Annotated in this window: 20 protein-coding genes; 8 read left to right on the forward strand and 12 right to left on the reverse strand. The window is 74.7% G+C overall.

From position 1 onward, the window contains the following. Window positions 1-167: 167 nt before the first annotated feature. Window positions 168-548, reverse strand: coding sequence for an FKBP-type peptidyl-prolyl cis-trans isomerase (locus FIC82_RS04355; RefSeq protein ID WP_087470098.1), 381 nt, complete (start codon window positions 546-548; stop codon window positions 168-170). A 145-nt stretch (window positions 549-693) separates the two neighbouring features. Between FIC82_RS04355 and FIC82_RS04360 the strand changes: the two genes are divergently transcribed. From FIC82_RS04360 to FIC82_RS04370, 3 genes are all read left to right on the forward strand, one after another. Continuing rightward, complete coding sequence (locus FIC82_RS04360) at window positions 694-1842, forward strand: VIT1/CCC1 transporter family protein (protein WP_154797704.1); 1149 nt, start codon at window positions 694-696, stop codon at window positions 1840-1842. A gap of 106 nt (window positions 1843-1948) precedes the next feature. Next, a complete protein-coding gene (locus FIC82_RS04365) occupies window positions 1949-3091 on the forward strand; it encodes a hypothetical protein (protein WP_154797705.1) in 1143 nt (380 codons plus the stop codon). Window positions 3092-3176: 85 nt separating this feature from the next. Continuing rightward, the gene (locus FIC82_RS04370) at window positions 3177-4661 is read left to right on the forward strand and encodes a hypothetical protein (protein WP_168731484.1); all 1485 of its coding nucleotides are present in this window, start codon (window positions 3177-3179) and stop codon (window positions 4659-4661) included. A 45-nt stretch (window positions 4662-4706) separates the two neighbouring features. On the opposite strand, the gene FIC82_RS04375 is transcribed toward FIC82_RS04370, so the two are convergent. After that, window positions 4707-5306, reverse strand: coding sequence for a TetR/AcrR family transcriptional regulator (locus FIC82_RS04375; RefSeq protein ID WP_154797706.1), 600 nt, complete (start codon window positions 5304-5306; stop codon window positions 4707-4709). 73 nt (window positions 5307-5379) lie between these two features. Here FIC82_RS04375 and FIC82_RS04380 point away from each other — a divergent pair, with 73 nt between their 5' ends. Then, window positions 5380-6324 carry an alpha/beta fold hydrolase gene (locus FIC82_RS04380; RefSeq protein WP_154797707.1) on the forward strand — a complete coding sequence of 315 codons (945 nt, stop codon included), beginning with the start codon at window positions 5380-5382 and terminating at the stop codon, window positions 6322-6324. Between the two features lie 15 nt (window positions 6325-6339). Here the strand turns inward: FIC82_RS04380 and FIC82_RS04385 are convergent, their stop codons facing one another. Then, complete coding sequence (locus FIC82_RS04385; RefSeq protein WP_154797708.1) at window positions 6340-7722, reverse strand: GntP family permease; 1383 nt, start codon at window positions 7720-7722, stop codon at window positions 6340-6342. 81 nt (window positions 7723-7803) lie between these two features. After that, a complete protein-coding gene (locus FIC82_RS04390) occupies window positions 7804-8406 on the reverse strand; it encodes a gluconokinase (RefSeq protein ID WP_154797709.1) in 603 nt (200 codons plus the stop codon). 166 nt (window positions 8407-8572) lie between these two features. On the opposite strand from FIC82_RS04390, the gene FIC82_RS04395 reads away from it, so the two are divergent. Beyond that, window positions 8573-9274 carry a FadR/GntR family transcriptional regulator gene (locus FIC82_RS04395; protein ID WP_154797710.1) on the forward strand — a complete coding sequence of 234 codons (702 nt, stop codon included), beginning with the start codon at window positions 8573-8575 and terminating at the stop codon, window positions 9272-9274. An 88-nt stretch (window positions 9275-9362) separates the two neighbouring features. Here FIC82_RS04395 and FIC82_RS04400 read toward each other — a convergent pair whose 3' ends face one another. After that, window positions 9363-9821 carry a MarR family winged helix-turn-helix transcriptional regulator gene (locus FIC82_RS04400; protein WP_154797711.1) on the reverse strand — a complete coding sequence of 153 codons (459 nt, stop codon included), beginning with the start codon at window positions 9819-9821 and terminating at the stop codon, window positions 9363-9365. Window positions 9822-9992: 171 nt separating this feature from the next. Between FIC82_RS04400 and FIC82_RS04405 the strand changes: the two genes are divergently transcribed. Further along, window positions 9993-11267: an MFS transporter gene (locus FIC82_RS04405; RefSeq protein WP_154797712.1), complete on the forward strand. Its 1275-nt coding sequence runs from the start codon at window positions 9993-9995 to the stop codon at window positions 11265-11267. Window positions 11268-11340: 73 nt separating this feature from the next. On the opposite strand, the gene FIC82_RS04410 is transcribed toward FIC82_RS04405, so the two are convergent. Genes FIC82_RS04410 through FIC82_RS04420 form a run of 3 tightly spaced genes read right to left on the reverse strand, consistent with a single transcriptional unit; the run spans window position 11341 to window position 14850 of the window. Continuing rightward, window positions 11341-13530 carry an ABC transporter permease gene (locus FIC82_RS04410; protein ID WP_154797713.1) on the reverse strand — a complete coding sequence of 730 codons (2190 nt, stop codon included), beginning with the start codon at window positions 13528-13530 and terminating at the stop codon, window positions 11341-11343. 25 nt (window positions 13531-13555) lie between these two features. Further along, window positions 13556-14449: a molybdate ABC transporter substrate-binding protein gene (modA, locus tag FIC82_RS04415; RefSeq protein ID WP_168731485.1), complete on the reverse strand. Its 894-nt coding sequence runs from the start codon at window positions 14447-14449 to the stop codon at window positions 13556-13558. Beyond that, window positions 14446-14850 (reverse strand): TOBE domain-containing protein, encoded by a 405-nt coding sequence (locus FIC82_RS04420; RefSeq protein ID WP_154797714.1) that lies wholly within the window; start codon window positions 14848-14850, stop codon window positions 14446-14448. The genes modA and FIC82_RS04420 overlap by 4 nt, the downstream gene beginning before the upstream one ends. A 115-nt stretch (window positions 14851-14965) precedes the next feature. Here FIC82_RS04420 and FIC82_RS04425 point away from each other — a divergent pair, with 115 nt between their 5' ends. Together FIC82_RS04425 and FIC82_RS04430 are read left to right on the forward strand one after the other, a co-directional pair. Continuing rightward, entirely contained in the window at window positions 14966-15940 is a 975-nt protein-coding gene (locus FIC82_RS04425; protein ID WP_154797715.1) for an acyl-CoA thioester hydrolase/BAAT C-terminal domain-containing protein, read from the forward strand. 164 nt (window positions 15941-16104) lie between these two features. After that, complete coding sequence (locus FIC82_RS04430) at window positions 16105-16593, forward strand: GNAT family N-acetyltransferase (RefSeq protein WP_253691444.1); 489 nt, start codon at window positions 16105-16107, stop codon at window positions 16591-16593. Window positions 16594-16784: 191 nt separating this feature from the next. Here the strand turns inward: FIC82_RS04430 and FIC82_RS04435 are convergent, their stop codons facing one another. From FIC82_RS04435 to narH, 4 genes are all read right to left on the reverse strand, one after another. Further along, window positions 16785-17351 (reverse strand): DoxX family protein, encoded by a 567-nt coding sequence (locus FIC82_RS04435; protein WP_154797716.1) that lies wholly within the window; start codon window positions 17349-17351, stop codon window positions 16785-16787. Window positions 17352-17547: 196 nt separating this feature from the next. Next, window positions 17548-18306 (reverse strand): respiratory nitrate reductase subunit gamma, encoded by a 759-nt coding sequence (narI, locus tag FIC82_RS04440; protein ID WP_141388954.1) that lies wholly within the window; start codon window positions 18304-18306, stop codon window positions 17548-17550. Next, complete coding sequence (gene narJ, locus FIC82_RS04445) at window positions 18303-19058, reverse strand: nitrate reductase molybdenum cofactor assembly chaperone (RefSeq protein ID WP_154797717.1); 756 nt, start codon at window positions 19056-19058, stop codon at window positions 18303-18305. The genes narI and narJ overlap by 4 nt, the downstream gene beginning before the upstream one ends. Beyond that, the gene (gene narH / locus FIC82_RS04450) at window positions 19055-20893 is read right to left on the reverse strand and encodes a nitrate reductase subunit beta (RefSeq protein ID WP_168731486.1); all 1839 of its coding nucleotides are present in this window, start codon (window positions 20891-20893) and stop codon (window positions 19055-19057) included. The genes narJ and narH overlap by 4 nt, the downstream gene beginning before the upstream one ends. Window positions 20894-20960 lie beyond the last annotated feature (67 nt).

Below are 20960 nucleotides of genomic sequence, written 5' to 3' on the forward strand. Positions count from 1 at the left end.
CACCCCGACCACCCCACCCAGCCACGCGCCGTCGGGCAAGAAGCAACCACGGTTCTACCCCGGCCCACCAGGGTTCTACCTCGCGCGACCGCGGTTCTACCTCGGCGGGGCGGAGAGCACGAGGGCCCCGGTCGACGACCGGGGCCCTCTGCTCGTCGACGGGTCGGTCAGGACACGCCGAGGAGGTCGATGACGAAGATCAGCGTCTTGCCCGACAGGCGGTGGCCGCCGCCCGCGGGGCCGTAGGCGAGCTCGGGCGGCACGACGAGCTTGCGCCGCCCGCCGACCTTCATGCCGGGGATGCCCTGCTGCCAGCCCGCGATGAGGCTGCGCAGGGGGAAGTTGATCGACTGCCCGCGGTTCCACGAGGCGTCGAACTCCTCGCCGGTCTCGTACTCGACGCCGAGGTAGTGCACGTTCACGGTCGCGCCCGGCGTGGCCTCGGGGCCGTCGCCGACGGTGATGTCCTCGACGACGAGCTCGGTGGGCGCGGGGCCCTCCGGGGCGTCGACCTCGGGGCGGGACAGCTCGTTCTCTCCAGTGGTCATGCTCCCGATCCAACCACGCACCCGCGCCGCCGTCGTCCGGCGCGGCCTCGGACGCGGCCGTACGGAACGGGCGGTCGCGGGTCCGCGACGCCGCGACTTCGGTGCCGCGAAACACGGAGAGGCCGAAAATCGCCATCATGGAGGCATGTCCCCCTCACCCGAGACCGGCTCCGGCGCGCCTGCGGGCGAGCCGCGCGGGTCGACGCCCGACGTGCCCGACACCGCCACGCGTCGCCCGACACCGCAGGAGATCCGGCGGTGGCGCCGCTTCCTCGCCGACGAGCGGGCCGAGGCGGCGGTGTACCGGGACCTCGCGAGCCGACGCGGCGGGGAGGAGCGCGACATCCTCCTCGCGCTCGCGGAGGCGGAGAAGCGGCACGAGCAGCACTGGCTCGACCTGCTCGGCGACGACGTCGGCAAGCCCCTGCCGGGCGACTGGCGCACGCGGACCCTCGGCTGGCTCGCACGCCGCTTCGGCGGCGTGTTCGTCCTCGCGCTCGCGCAGCGCGCCGAGGCGCGCTCGACGTACGAGACCGACGCCGACGCGACGCCCACGATGGCCGCGGACGAGCGGATCCACGAGGAGGTCGTGCGGGGGCTCGCGACGCGCGGGCGCAACCGGATGTCGGGAACGTTCCGCGCCGCGGTGTTCGGTGCGAACGACGGGCTCGTCTCCAACCTCGCGCTGATCCTCGGCATCGGCGCGTCGGGAGCGTCGAACAGCACGGTCCTGCTCTCCGGCCTCGCGGGCCTGCTCGCGGGCGCGCTGTCCATGGGCGCGGGGGAGTACGTGTCGGTGCGCTCGCAGCGCGAGCTCCTGGACGCCTCGACGCCCAGCCCCCAGGCGTCGGCCGCGCTCCCCGACCTCGACGTCGACGCCAACGAGCTCGCGCTCGTCTACCGGGCACGCGGCATGGCGCCGGGCGAGGCCGAGGCGCACGCCGCCGACGTCCTCGCGACGTACACGCAGCAGACCGTCATCGCACCGCCGCCGAGCGCGGAGGAGCACGAGACGCACGGCACCGCGATGGGAGCGGCGGTGTCGTCGTTCCTGTTCTTCGCGTCGGGTGCGCTCATCCCGGTGCTGCCCTACCTCTTCGGCCTCACAGGCCTCGTGGCCGTGGGCGTGGCCACCCTCCTCGTGGGGATCGCGCTCCTCGCGACCGGTGCCACGGTCGGCCTGCTCTCGGGGACCTCGCCGCTGACGCGCGCCCTGCGGCAGATCGCCATCGGCTTCGGTGCGGCGGCGGCCACCTACCTCCTCGGCCTGGTGTTCGGGGCAACCGTCGGGTGAAATCGGGCGCTCCCGGTGGTGAGCGCCGCACGGGCGTGCCTACGGTGACCACGGGCGGGCCTGCGGGCCCCGCCCTTCGCTGCACCGACGACCCACGGGGCACACGATGGACGCGACGCACGACGCGCAGGGCAGGCGCGCACCCGCCGCCCGTCGCTGGCTCGTGCGCGCGCTCGTGGCCGGTGGCGGCCTCGGGGTCGGGTTCGCACTCTCGGTCGCGACCGCGGGCGGTGCGTCCGCCGCGGACGACCCGCTCGGGCTCGGCAAGGCCCTGTCTCCCGTGACCTCGACGGTCCAGAACGTCGTCGACCCGGTCGTGCAGGAGATCGTGAAGCCGGTCGTGCGTGACGTCGTCGCCCCCGTCGTCCAGCCGGTCGCCCCGGTCGTCGAGAAGGTCGTGACCCCGGCCGCTCCCGTGGTCGAGGAGGTCGTGCGGCCTGTCGCCCCGGTGGTGGAGCAGGTGGTCGAGCCGGTCGCTCCCGTGGTCGAGCAGGTCGTGGCGCCGGTGGCGCCCGTCGTGCAGCCCGTGACCGACGCCGTCGCGCCCGTGACCACGCCCGTCCTCGACGCGGTCGTGCCGGCCGTGACGCCGGTCGTCGAGACGGTCGCACCCGTGGTGAACCCCGTCCTCGAGACCGTCTCGCCGGCGCTCGACCCGGTGACGCCCGTCCTGGAGGCGCTGGCCCCGGTCCTCGACGTCCTGGCACCGATCACCGACCCGGTGCTCGGTCCCGTCACCGGGCCGCTCGCGCCGCTGGACCCGCTCGCGCCCGTGCTGCCCGAATCGCCCGGGACGGGCTCGGAGGCACCGGGTCCGTCCGTCCCCGGCAGCTCTGATCCGCCCGACCCCGTCCTCGGTGCTCCGACACCTTCGGCGCCGCCCTCCCCAGCCGACGGGCTGCGGCCCGCGCCACCGCCCGGTGCGGATCGCGCGGGCCCGCCGGCGTCCGTCGGTGCGTCGCGCTCGGGAGCCGACGGCGGGGTCACCCTCGCCGCGGTCGACGCGCCACCGGGTACGGTCGCGCCTGCGGGCGGTCCCGCAGCACCCGGCGGCATCCCCGCCGACGGCGGGCTCGGCACCACTCCCGCCCCCTCCGGCAGCGCGCAGCGCGCCGGTTCGGGCGGCGATCTCGCCGCGGTCGGCCACGGTGCCGACGCCCCCGCGCTCTCGTCCTGGACCGCCGTCGTCGACGACGCGCGGTCGAAGCACCCCTCGACGTTCTTCGAGGTCCCCGTCTCTCCTGCCTGAGGTGGTCCGCCGCTGCGCCCCGCGCGGCAGACGCGACCCGGCGCCGTCGTGCGCCACCACCTTCTGAGCAGGAGAGAGAACGATCATGCACACCTTCGTTCGGCGCGCGCTGCGCACAGCGCTCGTCACAGGCGGCCTCGTGGTCGTCGGGGCCGGAGCGGCCCACGCAGCCGAGGGCGACCTCCTCGGCGACCTCGGGCTGGACGTGTCGGTCGAGGCTCCGTTGAGCCAGGTGACCGAGGTCCTGCCCGACGTGTCGGTGGACGTGCCCGTGCACGTCCCCGTGACCGTGTCCGACGTCGCGGTGGGCGCCCTCGGCGACGCGACCGTGACCTCGACCCCCGCGCCGGCCGCCGAGCCGGCACCCGCTCCGGAGCCCGCTCCGGCGGGTCCGGCGGACGTGGACGTCGACATCCCGGTGACGATCCCCGTGGACGTGTCGGGTGTCGCCGTCGGCGTCCTGGGCGACGCCGCGGTGGAGCCGGCCGCTGACCCGGAGCCCGCACCAGCACCAGCCCCCGCCCCCGAGCCCGCCCCGGCGGACGCGGCGGACGTGGACGTCGACGTGCCGGTGACGGTCCCCGTGGACGTGTCCGGTGTCGCGGTGGGCGTCCTGGGTGACGCGGCGGTCACGCCGGCTCAGGCGGCTCAGGCCGCTCCGGCGGTTCCGGCCGGCGGCACCGAGGACGGTGCGGCGGGGTCCGGCTCGGACGTGGACGTCGACGTGCCGGTGACCATCCCCGTGGACGTCTCGGGTGTCGCGGTCGGCGTCGGTGGTGACGCGACGGTCGGCGGTGGCGCCGGTGCGGGCTCCGGCGACGGGGCCGGCTCCGACGACGTGTCCGACGGCTCGGGCCTGCTCGACGGCGTCCTGGGCGACGGCGGGCTCGTCGACGACCTGCTCGGCGACGGTCTCCTGGGTGACGGTGTGCTCGGCGGGGACGACGACCTCCTCGACGGAGTCCTCGGCGAGGACGGCCTCGTGGACGACCTGCTCGGCGGTGGTACGTCGAGCGACGGTCTGCTGGACGGCGCGCTCGGCGACGACGGCCTGCTCGACGGAGTTCTCGGGGACGACGGCGTGCTCGGCGCGCTGCCCGACCTCGACGTCGACCTGCCGGTGACGGTCCCCGTCACGGTCTGCGGCGTGGGTGTCGGTCTGCTGGGCGACGCCTCGGCGGCGTGCCCGACGGCCGCCGTCGTGCCGACGGACCCGACGGACCCGACGGACCCGACGGACCCCACCGACCCGACGGACCCGACGGACCCGACGGACCCGACGGACCCGACGGGCCCTGTTGACCCGGGGACCTCGGACGGCACGGACGGCACCGTGACCCGTGTGCTGAACCCGGTCACCGGGAACGGTGCGACGGCCGCGACCGGCGGTTCGACCGTCATGGCGTCGGCCCCGACGGCCCTCGCCACCACCGGTGCGGGCGGCGACCTCGGGCTGCTCGTGATGGCCGGGCTGCTCACGCTCGTCGGCCTGTCGCTCCAGCGCTTCCGCCGGAAGTCCTGGGTCGCGGACCCTGAGGCCTACACCTCGGTCTTCACCGAGCGGAGCTGACGCCCCGCACAGCAGGACCGCCCGGGCCGCGTGCCCGGGCGGTCCTCACCGTGCGTCGGGAGCCCCGCCGATCCGGCCGATCTCCCGGTCCAGAGCCGCGAGGGCGTCGGCGGCGTCGAGGCTGCCGACGAGCACGCGCGCGCCGTAGCCCTCGGCGAGGGCGAGGAGGCGCAGCGCGAGCGCGTCGGCGTCCTCGCCGTCGGGCAGGTCGCCCCGTCCGCGAGCCTCCACGACGAGGGCCGCACCCTCGAGGATGCCGCCCCGGTGCGCGTCGGCGAGGATCGTCGCGATCTCGGGGTCGTCGACGCTCTTCGCGTGGAAAGCGGTCCAGACGGCGACGCCCCGGGTGAAGCCGGGAGTCGTCGGGACGGCACGGTGGACGAGCAGCCGCAGCCGTTCGACGGGCGGGAGCGCCTCGCCCTGCGCGGCGTGCTCGGCCTGGGCGCCCTCGACCATGAGGCGGCACGCGTGCCGCACGAGCTCGTCCCGGGTGCCGAAGTAGTGCTGGACCCGGCCCATGGAGACGCCCGCCTCGGCGGCGACCCCGCGCAGCGTGACGCCCTCGATGCCCCGGCGCGCGACGATCGTCCACACCGCGACGACGATCTCGCGGCGGCGCTGGTCGTGGTCCACGTCGCGAGGCACGGGTCGATCCTCGCATGCCGCCGATCATTACGATGCACTTGCATTGCTACGGGCGGGATGGGACGGTGGCCGCATGGCCGAGAAGACGACCGCTCTGCGCGGCGCCCGCACGTCCGGCATCGGAGGATGGCGCGACGACGCCGGCCGGGAAGCGTTCGAGTCCGCCTACCGCGTGGCGATGGCCGAGCTGCCGCCGCCGGAGCGCACGTGGGACGTTCCGACGGACTACGGGACCGTCCGCGCGTACCGCTTCGCACCGTCGGCCGGTGTCGCCGGCACGCACGACCGGACCCCGGCGCTCCTCCTGCCGGGCTGGGGCGCGGCCGTCCCCATGTGGGGGACGAACCTCCCCGCACTGCTCGAGGAGCGTCCCGTCTACGCGGTCGACGCCCTCGGCGACGCGGGGCTGAGCGTGCAGACTGCGCCGCTGCGGACGCCGGACGCCCAGGCCGCGTGGATCGACCAGGCCCTGGCCGGGATCGGCGCGGACCGGGTGCACGTCGTCGGCCACTCGTTCGGTGGGTGGAGCGCGACGAACCTCGCGGTGCGGCGCCCGGGACGCGTGGCGTCGCTGAGCCTGCTCGACCCCGTGCAGACCTTCTCGCGCATCCGCTGGCAGGTGGTGCTGCTGTCGATCCCGTCGACCGTGCCCTTCCTGCCGCAGCGCTGGCGCGACGCCGCGCTGGCCCGCATCGGCGGGACCGACCGGATCGACCCGGACGACCCGGTGACGGCCGTGATCGCGGCGGGGACCCGCCACTACCGCTCCCGGCGGTCGTTCCCGGCGCTCTTCACGGCGGACCGGCTCCGCGCTCTCGCCGTGCCCGTCTGGGCGGCGATGGCAGGGGACAGCGCGGTGAACGCGGACCCCGACGCGGCCGTCTCCCGCGCACGGGAGAACGTCGCCGACGTCGAGGCCCGCGTCTGGCCGGGCGCGACCCACTCGTTGCCGTTCGAGCGCCCCGAGGAGGTCGGCGCCGCGCTGCGGGACTTCCACGCGCGGCACGACCCGGCGTGAGCCGCGCGCGGGCCGTCAGGCGACGGCGAAGACGAGCGCCGCGATGGCGAAGCCCATGAGGCCGATGGCCGTCTCCATGACCGTCCAGGTGCGGAGCGTCGTCTTGACGTCCATGTCGAAGAACCGGCCCACGAGCCAGAATCCGGAGTCGTTGACGTGGCTGAGCACCACGGACCCGGCGGCGACCGACACGACGACCGCGGCGAGCTCGATCGCGTTGAAGCCGCCCGCCTCCACGGCGGGGGCGATGAGCCCGGCGGCAGTGGTCAGCGCGACGGTCGCGGAGCCCTGCGCGACGCGCAGGATCGCCGCGATGAGGAACCCGGCCACGATGACCGGCAGCCCCAGGTCGCCGAGCACGTCGGCGAGCGCGTCGCCGATGCCGGTCGCGCGCAGCACGCCCCCGAACATGCCGCCGGCCCCGGTGATGAGGATGACCGAGCACACCGGGCCGAGCGCGGAGTCGAGGGTCTTCTCCAGCGCCGTCCCGGAGACGCCGCGACGGCGGCCCAGTACCCAGGCGGCGACGAGCACCGTGATGAGCAGCGCAACCGGCGTCGCGCCGATGGCGCGCAGCGTCTGCACCGCCGGGTTCTCCGCGTCGACGGCGCCGGCGGCGCGCAGGGCGTCGAGCCCGGTGTTGGCGAAGATCAGCACGAGCGGGAGCAGGAGGATCGCGACGACGGTGCCGAACTTCGGCGGGTTCTCGAGCTGGTCCTCGTCGGCCTCGCCCAGGATCGCGGGGATGGGCAGCTCGATGCGGCGTCCGACGTAGCGGCCGAACAGGTAGCTCGTCACGTACCAGGTGGGGATCGCGACGACGAGCCCCAGGAGGATGACGATGCCGACGTTCGCGCCGAGGAACTCGGTCGCGGCAACGGGTCCGGGGTGCGGCGGCACGTAGATGTGCATGACGGAGAAGGCACCCGCCACGGGCAGGCCGTAGAGCAAGAGGGAGCCGCCCAGCCGGCGGCCCACGGAGAACACGATGGGCAGCATGACGACGAGGCCGGCGTCGAAGAAGATCGGGAAGCCGAAGAGGAGCGACGCGAGTCCGAGCGCGAACGGCGCCCGCTTCTCGCCGAACTTCCCGATGAGGAAGTCGGCCATGACCTGGGCGCCCCCGCTCGTCTCGACGAGCCGGCCGAGCATCGCGCCGAGACCGACGAGCAGCGCGACCGTGGCGAGCGTGGTGCCGAATCCCGCGGTGAGCACCTCGATGATCGACCCCGTGGGGATGCCGGCCACGACGGCCGTGAGCAGGCTGACGAGGATCAGCGCGAGGAACGCGTGGAGCTTGAGCTTGATGATGAGGAACAGCAGGAGCGCGACGGCGCCCGCGGCGATCGCGAGCAGCGGTCCGGCGGTCAGGGTCTGGGTCCAGTCCTCGGGGGGCATGGTGTCTCCGTCGACGGTCGTCTGGGTCTGGGTCTGGGTCTGGGTCTGGGTCTGGGTCTGGGTCTGGGTCTGGGTTGCCGGTCAGCCGGCCGCGGGCCGTGGGTCGCCGCAGCCGGTCCGCCGGTCGAGCACGAGGTCGGCGATCTCCTCGGGCGTGCGCGTGACGTCGACCGTGAAGCCCGGCTCGTCGTCGTCCAGGGGCTCGAGCGTGGCGAGCTGCGAGGGCAGGAGCGAGGGCGGCATGAAGTGGCCGCTGCGGTGCTCCATGCGCTCGGCGAGGAGGTCGGGGCTGCCGTCGAGGTGGACGAAGCAGACGCGGCCCCGCGCGGTGCGCAGCAGGTCGCGGTAGGAGCGCTTGAGCGCGGAGCAGGTCACGACGCCGGAGCGTCCGGCGTCGGCCTCGGCGCTCAGCCAGTCACGGATCGCCTCGAGCCACGGCCACCGGTCCTCGTCGGTGAGCGGCGTGCCCGCGCTCATCTTCGCGATGTTGGCCTCGGGGTGGAACTGGTCGGCCTCGGCGTACTCGGTCCCGAGGCGCTGCGCGAGCAGCGTCGCGACCGTCGTCTTGCCCGAGCCCGCGACGCCCATGACGACGAGGTGCTGGGGCGGCTGTGTGGGCTCTACCGGGTCCTGGCTGGTCGCGGCGCTTCCGGCGTGGACCGTGGTGCTGACGTCCGTGTCCATGTGTCGACTTCCGTGTCGGGTGGGGCGTCCGGTGCGGGGTCTCTCGTGGTGCGGTCCCGTCCCGGGTGGCGACCGTCGTGGTCCCCACTGCGGTCCACTGTGGAGCATTGGTAGCACCTTTGGCAAGTGATTGATATCACCAATGGGCGCCACTAGGCTGCTGGCCATGGCGACGACGGTCCTGCACACCACCGTGCTCGACGCCCTCGGACGTCGCATCACCAGCGGAGACGTCCTGCCGGGCGCGCCGCTCACGCTCGAGTCGATCGGGTCCGAGTTCGGCGTCTCGCGCACCGTCGCGCGCGAGGTCATGCGGCTGCTCGAAGGGCTCGGCCTCGTGCGGTCGAAGCGGCGCGTCGGGCTCGTCGTCCTCGGCATGGACGAGTGGAACGTGCTCGACCCGCGCGTCATCCGCTGGCGCCTGGAGGGCCCGGGGCGCGATCCCCAGCTCCGCACGCTCACCGAGCTGCGGCACGCCGTCGAGCCGCTCGCCGCGGCGGGGGCCGCGGTGCACGCGACCGACGACGAGCGTGCCGAGCTCGTGGCGGCGGCGGCGCGCATGCGGATGCTCGGCGAGGCGGGGGACCTCGAGGAGTTCCTCGCGCTCGACGTGCGCTTTCACGAGCTGCTGCTGCGCGCGAGCGGCAACGAGATGTTCGGCGCGCTCGCCGGGGTCGTGGCCGCGGTGCTCAGCGGCCGCACCCACCTGGGCCTCATGCCCGCGTCCCCCGTCCCCGAGGCGCTGGACCAGCACGAGGCCGTCGCGCGCGCCGTCGCGGACGGCGACGCGCGCGCCGCCGAGGCGGCGATGGCGGCGATCGTCGGCGAGGTCCGCGCCGCGCTCGGCGGGGTCGACCGCGAGGCGTGACCCGACGGTCGCTCGCGCGCCTGCGCGGGTCTGCCGCGCGCCGGGGCGACGCCGCGCGGGGTGCGCCGCGCGAACTGCCCCGCGCGCGCTACGCCGCGCCGGCGGAGGCCGGGAGGGCGTGCAGCGCGTCGACGAGCGACGCGAGCTCGGGAGCCTGGGTCGCGTCGTGCAGGGCGGCCTCGAGAGTCGCGTCGTGGGTGGGCCGCGCGGCGAGCAGCAGGGCCTCGCCCGCGGGCGTGAGCTCGGTGTAGATCCCCCGGCGGTCGTCCTGGCACAGGATGCGCGTGAGGAGCCCGCGGTCCTCGAGCCGGTTGACCAGCCGGGTGGTCGCGCTGGGGGAGAGGGCGGCGGCGCGCGCGAGCTGCTGCATGCGCATGTGCCAGCCGTCCTGCCGGGAGAGCGCGTCGAGGACGGTGTACTCGACGACCGAGAGGTCGTGCTCCGACTGCAGGGCGCGCTCGAGCGCGGCATCGATGAGCCCGTGCAGCGCGGCGAGCGTGCGCCAGCCCTGTGCGCGGACTTCGACGGCGTCGTCGGCGATGCCCATGGCGTCCTCCTCGGGTGCGAGCGTGACCCCCCAACTATAGCGCTTGTGCAACTAATCGGCGTGTGCAACTATCGATAGCGAGCGCCTGCAACTAGTGCAGGCGCCAGGTGAACGCGTGCGCAACGCTTCTGACCACCTGACGCCGCCCACGTCCCGCACCAGGAGATCGTCATGCCAGTCGCCCTCTGGGCCCTCGCCATCGGGGGCTTCGGCATCGGGCTCACCGAGTTCGTCATCATGGGGCTGCTCCCCGAGGTGGCCGCCGACTTCGGGGTCACCGAGTCCGTCGCCGGCTACCTCATCTCGGGCTACGCGCTGTCCGTCGCCGTCGGCGCGATCGGCCTCACCGCCGCCCTCACGCGCGTCGACCGCAAGAAGGCCCTGCTCGGCCTCATGGTCCTGTTCATCGCGGGCAACCTGCTGTCCGCCGTCGCGCCGACGTACGAGGTCATGCTCCTCGGGCGCGTCGTCGCGGCACTGTGCCACGGCGCGTTCTTCGGGATCGGCGCGGTCGTGGCGGCCGACCTCGTCGCGCCCGAGAAGCGCGCCGGCGCCATCTCGATCATGTTCGCCGGGCTCACCATCGCCAACGTGCTCGGCGTCCCGTTCGGCACGTTCCTCGGGCAGGCTGCCGGGTGGCGCGCGACGTTCTGGGCCATCACCGCCATCGGCGTCGTCGCGCTCGCGGGCATCGCGCTCCTCGTCCCGTCGCGCGTCGGCTCGCCCGACGGCGTGCCCGCACCTGGCGAGCCCACCGCACCCCGGGCGGACCGCGCGTCGGGCAGCACGGGGCTGCGTGGCGAGCTCGCCGCGTTCCGCAGCGCCCAGGTGTGGTTCTCGATCGCGATCACGGTGCTCGGCTTCGGCGGCATGTTCGGTGCGTTCACGTACATCGCGTTCACGCTCACCGAGGTGGGCGGTTTCACGTCGGCGTCGGTCCCGTGGCTGCTCGTGCTGTTCGGCGGCGGGCTGTTCGTCGGCAACCTCGTCGGTGGGCGCGCGGCCGACCGCCGCCTCGGCACGACGCTCGTCGTGCTGTTCGCGGCGCTCACCGTGGTGCTGGGCGTCTTCGCGCTCACCGCGACGAGCCAGGTGATGACCGTCGTGAGCCTCGTCCTCATGGGCGCCTTCGGGTTCGCGACCGTCCCCGGGCTCCAGATGCGCGTCATGTCCTACGCGCAGGCTGCGCCGACCCTCGCGTCGGGCGCGAACATCGCCGCGTTCAACGTCGGCAACGCGCTCGGCGCCTGGATCGGCGGCCTGACCATCGCCGCCGGGCTCGGCTTCACGTCGCCCCTGTGGGCGGGTGCGGCGATGACGGCCGTCGGGCTCGTCGTCCTGCTCGTCGCGGTCACGGCGCGCGGCGGCGAGTGGTCCCGCGGCGCGCGGCCCACCCCGGAGGACGCGGTCGTCGCCCCCGCTCCGGAGGCACCGGCCGCCGTCTGACACCCGCGGTGCCGAACCCGGGGTCGTTCCTCACGACCGGCGCGTCGTGGGGAACGACCCCGGGTTCGGCGTGTCAGCGGGGGTGGACGCGGACCTCGGCCGCCTTGACGACGAACCAGACGCGCTCGCCCGGGACCAGGCGCAGCTCGGCGACGGCTCGCGGCGTGAGGTCCGCAGCCAGGTGCGGGGCGTCGTGCCCGACGACGGTCGTCGCCCCCGCGGCCGGGTCGCCCGTGCCCTCGCCGGTCACGCGCCCCCACACGCGCAGCAGCGGACCGTGCGGCTCGACGCTCGTGACGACCACCCGGTACGCGTTGCGGGGACTGCCCTCGGGCGTCGCCCGGTGGACGGCGACCGTGCGCGGCTCGAACACCGCGACGGCCCCGTCCCCGGCGGCGAGCGGCTCGTCCGCCGTCCCGCGCACACGGACCTGCGTGCCGTCGACGGCGAGGGTCGCCTCGCGTGCGGCGGCCTCCTCGTCCGGTCCCGCCTCGGTCGGGACGAGAGCCGCGTCCGCCCCGCCGGAGCCCTGCCTGCCCGGCCCCGTCCCGAGGCTCCCCACCGTGACGGGCTCCGGCACGGCGACGTGCACGACGCTCCCCGCGAGCAGGTTGACGCCCGCGAGGCGGGCCGCGAACCGGGACCGCGGGCGCGTGAGGACCCGGTCCACCGGGCCGTCCTCGACGACGCGGCCGTCCTCCAGCACGACGACGCGGTCCGCCAGCAGCAGCACGTCGAGCAGGTCGTGGGTCACCAGGAGCGTCGTGCGGGGTCGGTCGCGCTGCGCGTGGTGCAGCACCGACCGCACGTGCTGCGCGACGCCGACGTCGAGCGAGGCGAGCGGCTCGTCGAGCAGGAGCACGCGCGGGTCGGTGACGAGCGCCCGGGCGATCGCGACGCGCTGCGCCTGCCCGCCGGAGAGGTCGGTCGAGCGCCGGGTCGCGAGGTCGGCGGCGCCGACGTGCCCCAGCGCGGCCCGGGCCTCGCGCCGGGCGCGGGCGCGCGGCACGCCCCGTGCCCGGGGGCCGAACGCGACGTTGTCCTCGACCGACAGGTTCTCGAACAGCAGCGGCCGCTGGCTCAGCCACGCGAGCCGGCGACGGCGCGGCGCGACCCGCGTGACGTCGTCGTCCCCGACGGCGACCCGGGCGTCGTGCGCGTCGCCGGGTGGGAGGAGGCCTGCGACGACCTGCACGAGCGTCGACTTGCCCGCGCCGTTCGCACCGAGCACCGCGACGACCTCGCCCGGCGCGAGGGTGAGGTCGACGTCGAGCCCGCGCTCCGGCACGAGGGCACGCACGGCGAGTGCGGCGGGGGCTGCATCGTCGCGCGGCGCCGGCGCCGCGGCGGGTGCCGGAGCGCTCGCGGGCGAGACGTCCTCCCGGACGACCGGGCCGGCGTCGGGCAGGGTGCCCGCCGCGCGGGCCCCGCGGGCGCCTCGCCGCGGGCGGGCCGTCCGGGCGTCCGGGCCGCCGAGCACGCGCGGACCGTGGACGGCCGCCGTGATGAGCACCGCGACGACGACGAGCACGAACGAGAGCGCGACGGCGGCGTCCGGGTCGGCGCTGCGCTGGAGGTAGATCTCGAGCGGCAGGGTCTGCGTGACGCCCTGGAGCGCGCCCGCGAAGGTGATGGTCGCGCCGAACTCCCCGAGCGCCCGCGCGAACGCGAGCACCGCGCCCGACAGCAGCCCCGGCAGGACGCGGGGGAGCGTGACGCGGCGCAGCACCGTCGTCGGGCGGGCGCCGAGCGTCGCGGCGACGTCCTCGAGGCGCGTGTCCTGCGTGCGCAGCGCGCCCTCGAGGCTCAGCACGAGGAACGGCAGCGCCACGAACGTCTGGGCCAGGACCACGGCCGTCGTGGTGAACGCGATCTCGATCCCCAGCACCTCGAGGTGCTGGCCGATCAGCCCGCGGCGCCCGAACGTGTGGAGCAGCGCGATGCCGCCGACCACGGGCGGCAGGACGAGCGGCAGCAGCACGAGGGCGCGCGCGACGCGCTGCCCGGGGAACGTCGTGCGCGCGAGGACGAGCGCCATGGGCGTGCCGAGCAGCACGCAGCACAGCGTCGCGACGAGCGCGGTGCGCAGGGACAGGCCGAGCGCGTCGAGCGCGGCCGGGGACGTCACGAGGGCCCAGAAGCCGCCGGTCCCGTCCGGCCCCGGCGCCAGCTCGACGCGCGCGACCATCGCCACCACGGGGACGACGACGAACAGCGCGCCGAGCAGCGCGGGGACGAGGACCCAGCGCGGGAGCCCGCGCATCAGGACCTGCGGGGTGGTGCGGACGTCACGGCGTCGCCGCGTCAGGGGCGCCGAAGCCCGCGGCGGCGAGCGCGGCCTGCCCGGCGTCGCCGGTCACGAGGTCGACCCACGCCCGCGCGAGCGCGACCTGCTCCGGGCCGGCCTCCTCGGCCGCCGCGACGAGCGCGATCGGGTAGACGTTGAGCGCGGCGTCGGTCTCGGGCACGTCGACCACGTCGACGGCGTCGCCCGCGAGCGTCGCGTCCGTGACGTACACGAGTCCGGCGTCGGCCTCGCCCGACGTCACCTTGGCGAGCACGTCGGTGACGTTGGCCTCCTCGCTCACGCGGTGGATCGTGACGCCCGCCGCCTCGGCGACCGTGTCGGTCGCGCCGCCGCACGGGACCTCCGGCGCGCACACGACGACCTTGACGTCGTCGCGCGCGAGGTCGGCGAACGTCTCGACGCCCGCGGGGTTGCCGGGCGGGGTGACGACCGTCAGCGTGTTCGTCGCGAACGCGACGGGGTCGGACGCGTCGCCCGCGTCGACGACCCGGGTCATGGTGCGCTCGTCTGCGGACGCGAAGACGTCGGCCGGCGCCCCGGCGAGGATCTGGTCGCCCAGGTCGGACGACCCGGCGAACGACAGCGCCACGGTCACGCCCTCGTGCTCGGCCTCGAAGTCGCCCGCGAGGTCCGTGAACACGTCGCGGAGCGACGCCGCGGCGAGGACCGTGAGCGTGCGCTCCTCGGCCGGAGTGCTCGCGGGGTCCGTGGCGCCGTCCGACGACGCGACGTCCTCCCGGGCGCCCCCGCCCGTGCCGCACGCGGCGAGCGCGGCGACGAGGACCGCCGTCCCGAGCCCGGCGAGGGCTCCTCGGGCGCGGCGGCGGGAGGCGGTCGTGCGGGTGGTCGTGCGGGGGCGTGCGGACGCGCTCACGCGGTTCCTCCCGGGGTCTCGACGATGACGGTCGTCGCCTTGACGACCGCGACGGCCAGGCTCCCGGGCTCGAGGCGCAGCTCGCGCACGGCCTCGGTGCTCATGAGCGAGACCACGCGCTGACCCCCGCAGAGCATCTCGACCTGGGACATGACGGCGTCGCTCACGACGCCCGTCACGATCCCGACGAACCGGTTGCGCGCCGAGCGCGCCACGCCGGACGGGTCGGGCGTCGGGTGCGACTGGGCGACGGCGAAGCGCGCGAGCTCCGCGCCGTCGACGACCTTGCGCCCGGCGTCGTCGGCGCTCGCGGCGAGGTCCCCGGCATCGACCCAGCGTCGGACGGTGTCGTCACTCACCCCGAGCAGGCCTGCGGCCTCGCGAATCCGAAAGTGCGGCATGAACGCGACGATAGACCCGCACCTGCGGAGTGTCACGTCGCCGGACCGTGACAAACGACGCAGGCGGCGAGCGGGCGCTCCCCATGTCTCGCCACAGCGCTCGCTAGGGTGACGCATGGCCCTGCGACGACGCGCCCGTCCCGCCGCCGTCCCCGCGGATCGACGGGGGGCGCTCGCCGTCCTCGCGGCCGCCGTCGTCGCCCTCACGCTCACCGCGTGCACCGCGGGCGCGGCGCCCGACGACCCGACCACGGCCCCGACGTCGGGCACGCCCACCGACGGGCCGACACCGACGTCCGAGGTCACGACCCGGGAGACCGCGTCGGAGGGGTTCCCCGGGGTCTACGCGGTCCCGGACGGGCTCTCCGCCGACGACCCACGGCCCGCCGTCCTCGCGTTCGGCGGGTCGGAGGGCGGGTCGGAGACCGGGCGGATGGTCGCCGAGGCGGTCGCCGGCCTCGGGTACCCCGCGCTCGGCATCGGCTACTTCAAGGGTGTGGACCAGCCGTCGTCGCTCGAGGAGGTGCCGGCCGAGACGTTCCTCGACGCCCTCGCCTGGCTCCGGGAGCAGCCGGGCGTGGACGGCGACGCCGTCCTCGCGTTCGGCGTCTCGCGCGGCGGAGAGATGGCGCTGTGGCTCGCGGCGAACCGGCCGGAGCTCGTGCACGGTGCGATCGCCCCGGTCGGCGCCGACGCCGTGATGTGCGGGTACCCGGACTTCTCGCGCTCTGCCTGGACGCTGGACGGGGAGCCCCTCCCGTGCTCCTCGGACGTGCACGCGCAGACCGCGGCGAGCCCAGAGGCCCGGATCCCGCTCGAGGGGATCGACGGTCCGGTCGTGCTCGCGTGCGGCACCGAGGACGAGCTCTGGGACTCGTGCGCGTTCCTGCGGCGCGCGGAGAGCAGTCTCGCGGACCGTGACGCCGGGACGACCGTCGCGATCCGGGGCGACGGAGCGAGCCACTTCGTCGCGACGCCGCCCTGGCTGGACCAGCCCTGGGGCGACCCCGACACGGAGACGGAGGACCTCGACGTCCGCCGCCAGCTCTGGACGGCCGTCGACGAGGCGCTCGCGTCGCTCGACTCCTGACCTCGCGCGCGACGGCCGACCGGCCAGGACGGCTGCTGCGCCACGGTGCGAGCGAGGCGTCCACGGACGCATCGCTCGTCCACGGACGCGGCGCTCGATGTCGGCGCAGCGCTCGCCTCCGGACGCGACGACGGGCGTCCGGGGCCGTGTGGCACGCTCGGGCCGTGAGCGAGACGACGACCCGGGCGGACGTGCGCGTCGCCGTCGAGGACCCGACGGCCGAGGACGTGCTGGCGCTGCTGCAGGAGCACCTGGACGACATGCACGCGACGTCGCCGCCGGAGAGCGTCCACGCGCTGGACGTGGAGCGGCTGCGCGCGTCGGACATCACGTTCGTCACCGCGCGCGCCACGGACGGCGGGCTCCTGGGGTGCGGCGCGCTCAAGCAGCACGACGCGACGCTGGGCGAGCTCAAGTCGATGCGCACGACGGCCGCCGCGCGGGGCCGGGGCGTCGCCGCCACGGTCCTCGCGCACCTGCTCGACGTCGCGCGCGACCGGGGCCTCGACCGCGTGAGCCTGGAGACGGGTACGGAGGACTACTTCGCGCCCGCCCGAAGGCTCTACGTCCGCCACGGCTTCGAGCCGTGCGCGCCGTTCGCCGACTACACGGACGACCCGAACAGCGCGTACCTGACGATCGCGCTCGCCTGACGGGGCTGCGCCCGTCTCCCGCCGAGGTAGAACGTCCGGTCGCGGGATAGAGCTCGTCGCGTTCTACGTCGCGACCGGAGGCTCTACCTCGCGACGGCGAGGTCGGCACCCCGACAGACAGGACCCCGTGACCGGTACCGGTCACGGGGTCCTGTTCGTCGGGTCAGGGTGGGCGTGGGAGCGCCGAGGTGTCATGCGTCGAGCTTGAGCCGGGCACCGAGGGCGACCGCGGCGACGACGGCCGCGCCGGTGACGAGCACGACGTCCTTGAGGACGTACTGGCCCAGGAGGGTCACGCCGTCGCCGAAGAGCTCGTCGGCGAACAGCACGATCGGCGACAGGATGCCGGCCATCGCGACGGCGAGCGCGACCAGCCCGGTGCGCAGCAGCCTGCCCGTGATGAGGGTCAGGCCGATGAACGTCTCGAGGACCGCGGTGAAGATCACCGCCGCCGTCCCGCCGACGAGGCCGAACGTGAGCGTCTCGACGGTCCGTGCCGCGATCGACTCCGCCGGGCTCGCACCGGGGAAGAACTTCAGGACGCCGAACCCGAGGAACACGAGCCCGAGGGCGACGCGCAGCGCGGGGACGGACCAGCGGGTGAGGAACCGCGCGGTCGCGGTGACGGCCGTGTCGACGTGACCGGTCAGACGCTCGGTCAGGACGGCGACGCGGCGCGGGGCAGGGGGCGTGGTCGACGACGCGGACGGGCGGACGGCGCGGGGACGGCCGGCGGTCGTCGGGGCGGTGGTGGACATGCTCGAACCTCTTCCGGGTGACGGTCACGGTCGGGGTGACCGCCCCTGGAAGGAGGGGGCGTCGGGGCGTTCCGTGGTCGCCGCGGCGCCCTTTTCACCCGGTGGTGCCCGGTGGTGCCCGGTGGGTGCTCGGGGCGCCGGGGTGATTTCTGGGCGCTGACCTGGTACTCCGCGGGCGCGGCGGGGTTGCCCGGGATCATCGCCCGCGCGGGCGCTCCGAGGGGTCCCAGCCGGGCCGCGGGGCGCGCGCGGCGACCGAGGCCTCGCGCGACCGGTACACGACGTACGGGCGGAACAGGTACGGCGCGGGCGCGGAGAACGCGTGCACGAGCCGCGTGAACGGCCACAGGATGAACAGCAGGTTGGCGGCGACGATGTGGAGCTGGAACGCCGCGGGCACGCCCTCCATGAGCGCGGGCTGCGGCTGGAGGTACCAGAGCGAGCGGAACCAGGGGGAGATCGTCTCCCGGTAGTCGTACCCGTGGCCGCCGGCGAGGAGCTGCGTCTGCACGGTCGCCCACGACCCGAGCAGGATCGACGCCGCGAGGAACACGTACATGGTCTTGTCCATGCGCGTCGTCGCGCGGAAGACGGGTCCCGTGGTGCGGCGTCGGTAGATGAGGATGAGCAGCCCGGCGACGAGCGCGACCGCCGCGATCGACCCCATGTACGTGGCGACGAAGTGGTAGGCGACCTCCTTGATGCCCACCGCCTCCGTCCACGACTTGGGGATGACCAGCCCCATGAGGTGCCCGAGGATCACGAACAGCAGCCCGAAGTGGAACAGCGGCGAGCCGAGCCGCAGCAGCCGCTTCTCGTAGAGCTCGCTCGACCGCGTGGTCCAGCCGAACTTGTCGTACCGGTACCGCCAGATCGACCCCACGACGAACACCGCGAACGTCACGTACGGGAACACGACCCACAGCAGGATCTCGCCCGTGCTCACCCCGCTCATCGCACCGCACCTCCGGTTCGGTCGGCCCCGGCACCGTACGGCTCCAGCGCGAACGGCTCCATCCCCACGAGCTCGGCGGGCGGTCCCGCCGTCACGAGCTCGACGTACCGCTGCTGCGTCCGCTCGTCGAGCGGCGGCAGCGTGAGGCACACCGCCTCGACCAGGCCGGTCCACGGGCTCGCCATGCTCTCCAGCGCGGTCCGCAGCACCTCGATCCCGTCGCGGTGCGAGGCGAGCAGCCCCGCCGCGATCGTCGCGTCGTCGCCCTGCGTGCGGGCCGAGAACTCGAGCACGGTCGGCAGGTAGTCCGGCAGCTCCGAGCCCGTGACCTCCCAGCCCGCGGCCCGGTACGCCTCGACGAACGCGACGAGCGCGGTCCCGCGCCGCCGGGTGTCACCCGCGGCGTAGTACGACAGGTACATCGCGCACTTGCGCTTGAGGTCGAACGTCGCGACGTAGCGCGACTGGAGGTCGCGCAGGTCCTGCGGGTCCGCGCACGCCTGCAGCACCCCGCAGAACGCGTCGAGGCGCTCGCGGACGGGCGGGGGCAGTCCCGGCGTCGACGCCCGGACGGCGTCGGCCGCGTCGAGCAGGTCCGCGTCGGGGTAGGCGAGCAGGACGGACGCCGCCATGTGGGTCGTGCGTCGCTGGGTGCCCGACGCCGCGACGGGAGCCAGGTGGTCGGGCTGCGGCCCGCGGGGGCGCGCCCCGGGACGCAGAGCCGGGGTCGGGAGCAGCGAGCGCGTCCTCATCGGGTGCCCCCGTCGGGTTCGACGCCGGGACCGGGCCCCGGTGCGGGTCCACCGGTCGGGCGCTCGGGACCGGGGATCGTGTCGTGCCGCGCGTCCTGCCGGCCGCCGGGCAGCGAGCCGGGGGCGCCGGGCGTGACACCGCCCGTCCCCGTGCCCGCGCCGGTGCCTCCGGTCGTCGCGTCCTCGCCGGGTGGGAAGAGCCCCGGCGGGCGGCCGTTGCCGTCCCAGTTGAGGAGGTTCACGCGTCCCGGTGTCGAGGGTCCGTACGCGGAGTCCGCCGTCTGGCGGGACTGGAGCACGTGGAAGTTCTCGACGGCGACGGGCACCGGGCTCCCGGACGTCTCGCCGAACGGCCCGCCGCCGGTGAGGCCCATGCCGCCCATGCCGGGGCCGCCGTCGAAGTCGAGGGAGCAGGACAGCTCGTCGAGCTCGCGGGCGATCTCGGTGTGGGCGGTGGGGATGACGTACCGGTCTTCGTACTTGGCGATGGCCAGGAGGCGGTACATGTCCTGGACCTGGGTGCCGGTCATGCCGACGGCGGCCGCGGTCTGTTCGTCGGCGTCGCGGCCGAGGTTGATGTCGCGCATGTAGGAGCGCATGGCGGCGAGGCGGCGTAGGACGCGTTCGACGGGGGCGGTGTCGCCCGCGGTGAACAGTCCGGCGAGGTACTCCAGGGGGATGCGCAGCTGGGAGATGGCGGCGAACAGGGTGCGTCCGTCCTCGCCGTCGTTGCCGGAGGCGGTGACGACGTCGACGACGGGGGACAGGGGTGGGATGTACCAGACCATGGGCAGGGTGCGGTACTCGGGGTGCAGCGGCAGGGCGATCTCGTACCGGCTGATGAGGTCCCAGATGGGGGAGTTCTGGGCGGCGGTGATCCAGTCCTCGGGGATGCCCTCGGCGCGGGCGGCGGCGATCACTTCGGGGTCGTTCGGGTCGAGGAAGACGGCGCGCTGGGAGGCGAGGAGGTCGTGCTCGTCCTCGACCGCGGCGGCCTCGGTCACGCGGTCGGCGTCGTACAGGACCAGGCCGAGGTAGCGCAGGCGTCCGACGCACGTCTCGGAGCACACGGTGGGCAGGCCGACCTCGAGGCGGGGGTAGCACAGGGTGCACTTCTCGGCCTTGCCGGTCTTGTGGTTGAAGTAGACCTTCTTGTAGGGGCAGCCGGTGACGCACATGCGCCAACCCCGGCAGGCGTCCTGGTCCACCAGGACGATGCCGTCCTCGGCCCGCTTGTACATGGCCCCGGACGGGCAGGACGCGACGCAGGCGGGGTTGAGGCAGTGCTCGCAGATGCGGGGCAGGTAGAACATGAACGTCTTGTCGAGCTCGGTCGCGACGTGCTCGGACATGTGTTGCAGGATCGGGTCCTGGTCCATGGTCGCGGTGGACCCGGCGAGGTCGTCGTCCCAGTTCGCCGACCAGGAGATGTTCATGTCCTTGCCCGTGAGCAGCGACTTCGGCCGCGCGACGGGGGTGTGCGCTCCTTGGGGGGCGGACAGGAGCATGTCGTACTCGTAGGTCCAGGGTTCGTAGTAGTCGTGGATCGAGGGCAGGACGGGGTTGGAGAAGATCGTGGCGAGCTTCTTGAGCCGGCCGCCGGCGCGGAGCTTGAGCTTGCCCTTCTTGGTGCGGACCCAGCCGCCCTGCCAGCGGTCCTGGTCCTGGTAGGTGCGGGGGTAGCCCAGGCCGGGGCGGGTCTCGACGTTGTTGAACCACACGTACTCGACCCCGGTGCGGTTGGTCCAGGCCTGCTTGCACGTGACCGAGCACGTGTGACACCCGATGCACTTGTCCAGGTTCATCACCATCGACATCTGCGCCATCACCCGCACGACGCCACCCCCTCCCGTGCCGACGACACCCTGCCCGCGGCCTGGCCCCGCGCTGTTCCGGTCCTGG

The sequence above is a fragment of the Cellulosimicrobium protaetiae genome (genome assembly GCF_009708005.2).
GTDB classification, from domain to species: Bacteria; Actinomycetota; Actinomycetes; order Actinomycetales; family Cellulomonadaceae; genus Cellulosimicrobium; species Cellulosimicrobium protaetiae.

Bases quoted from the DNA above. Each gene is read 5' to 3' on its own strand.
- FIC82_RS04355 (WP_087470098.1), bottom strand. From the start codon at position 548: ATGACCACTGGAGAGAACGAGCTGTCCCGCCCCGAGGTCGACGCCCCG.
- FIC82_RS04360 (WP_154797704.1), top strand. From the start codon at position 694: ATGTCCCCCTCACCCGAGACCGGCTCCGGCGCGCCTGCGGGCGAGCCG.
- FIC82_RS04365 (WP_154797705.1), top strand. From the start codon at position 1,949: ATGGACGCGACGCACGACGCGCAGGGCAGGCGCGCACCCGCCGCCCGT.
- FIC82_RS04370 (WP_168731484.1), top strand. From the start codon at position 3,177: ATGCACACCTTCGTTCGGCGCGCGCTGCGCACAGCGCTCGTCACAGGC.
- FIC82_RS04380 (WP_154797707.1), top strand. From the start codon at position 5,380: ATGGCCGAGAAGACGACCGCTCTGCGCGGCGCCCGCACGTCCGGCATC.
- FIC82_RS04385 (WP_154797708.1), bottom strand. From the start codon at position 7,722: ATGCCCCCCGAGGACTGGACCCAGACCCTGACCGCCGGACCGCTGCTC.
- FIC82_RS04390 (WP_154797709.1), bottom strand. From the start codon at position 8,406: ATGGACACGGACGTCAGCACCACGGTCCACGCCGGAAGCGCCGCGACC.
- FIC82_RS04395 (WP_154797710.1), top strand. From the start codon at position 8,573: ATGGCGACGACGGTCCTGCACACCACCGTGCTCGACGCCCTCGGACGT.
- FIC82_RS04400 (WP_154797711.1), bottom strand. From the start codon at position 9,821: ATGGGCATCGCCGACGACGCCGTCGAAGTCCGCGCACAGGGCTGGCGC.
- FIC82_RS04405 (WP_154797712.1), top strand. From the start codon at position 9,993: ATGCCAGTCGCCCTCTGGGCCCTCGCCATCGGGGGCTTCGGCATCGGG.
- FIC82_RS04410 (WP_154797713.1), bottom strand. From the start codon at position 13,530: ATGCGCGGGCTCCCGCGCTGGGTCCTCGTCCCCGCGCTGCTCGGCGCG.
- FIC82_RS04420 (WP_154797714.1), bottom strand. From the start codon at position 14,850: ATGCCGCACTTTCGGATTCGCGAGGCCGCAGGCCTGCTCGGGGTGAGT.
- FIC82_RS04425 (WP_154797715.1), top strand. From the start codon at position 14,966: ATGGCCCTGCGACGACGCGCCCGTCCCGCCGCCGTCCCCGCGGATCGA.
- FIC82_RS04435 (WP_154797716.1), bottom strand. From the start codon at position 17,351: ATGTCCACCACCGCCCCGACGACCGCCGGCCGTCCCCGCGCCGTCCGC.
- narI (WP_141388954.1), bottom strand. From the start codon at position 18,306: ATGAGCGGGGTGAGCACGGGCGAGATCCTGCTGTGGGTCGTGTTCCCG.
- narJ (WP_154797717.1), bottom strand. From the start codon at position 19,058: ATGAGGACGCGCTCGCTGCTCCCGACCCCGGCTCTGCGTCCCGGGGCG.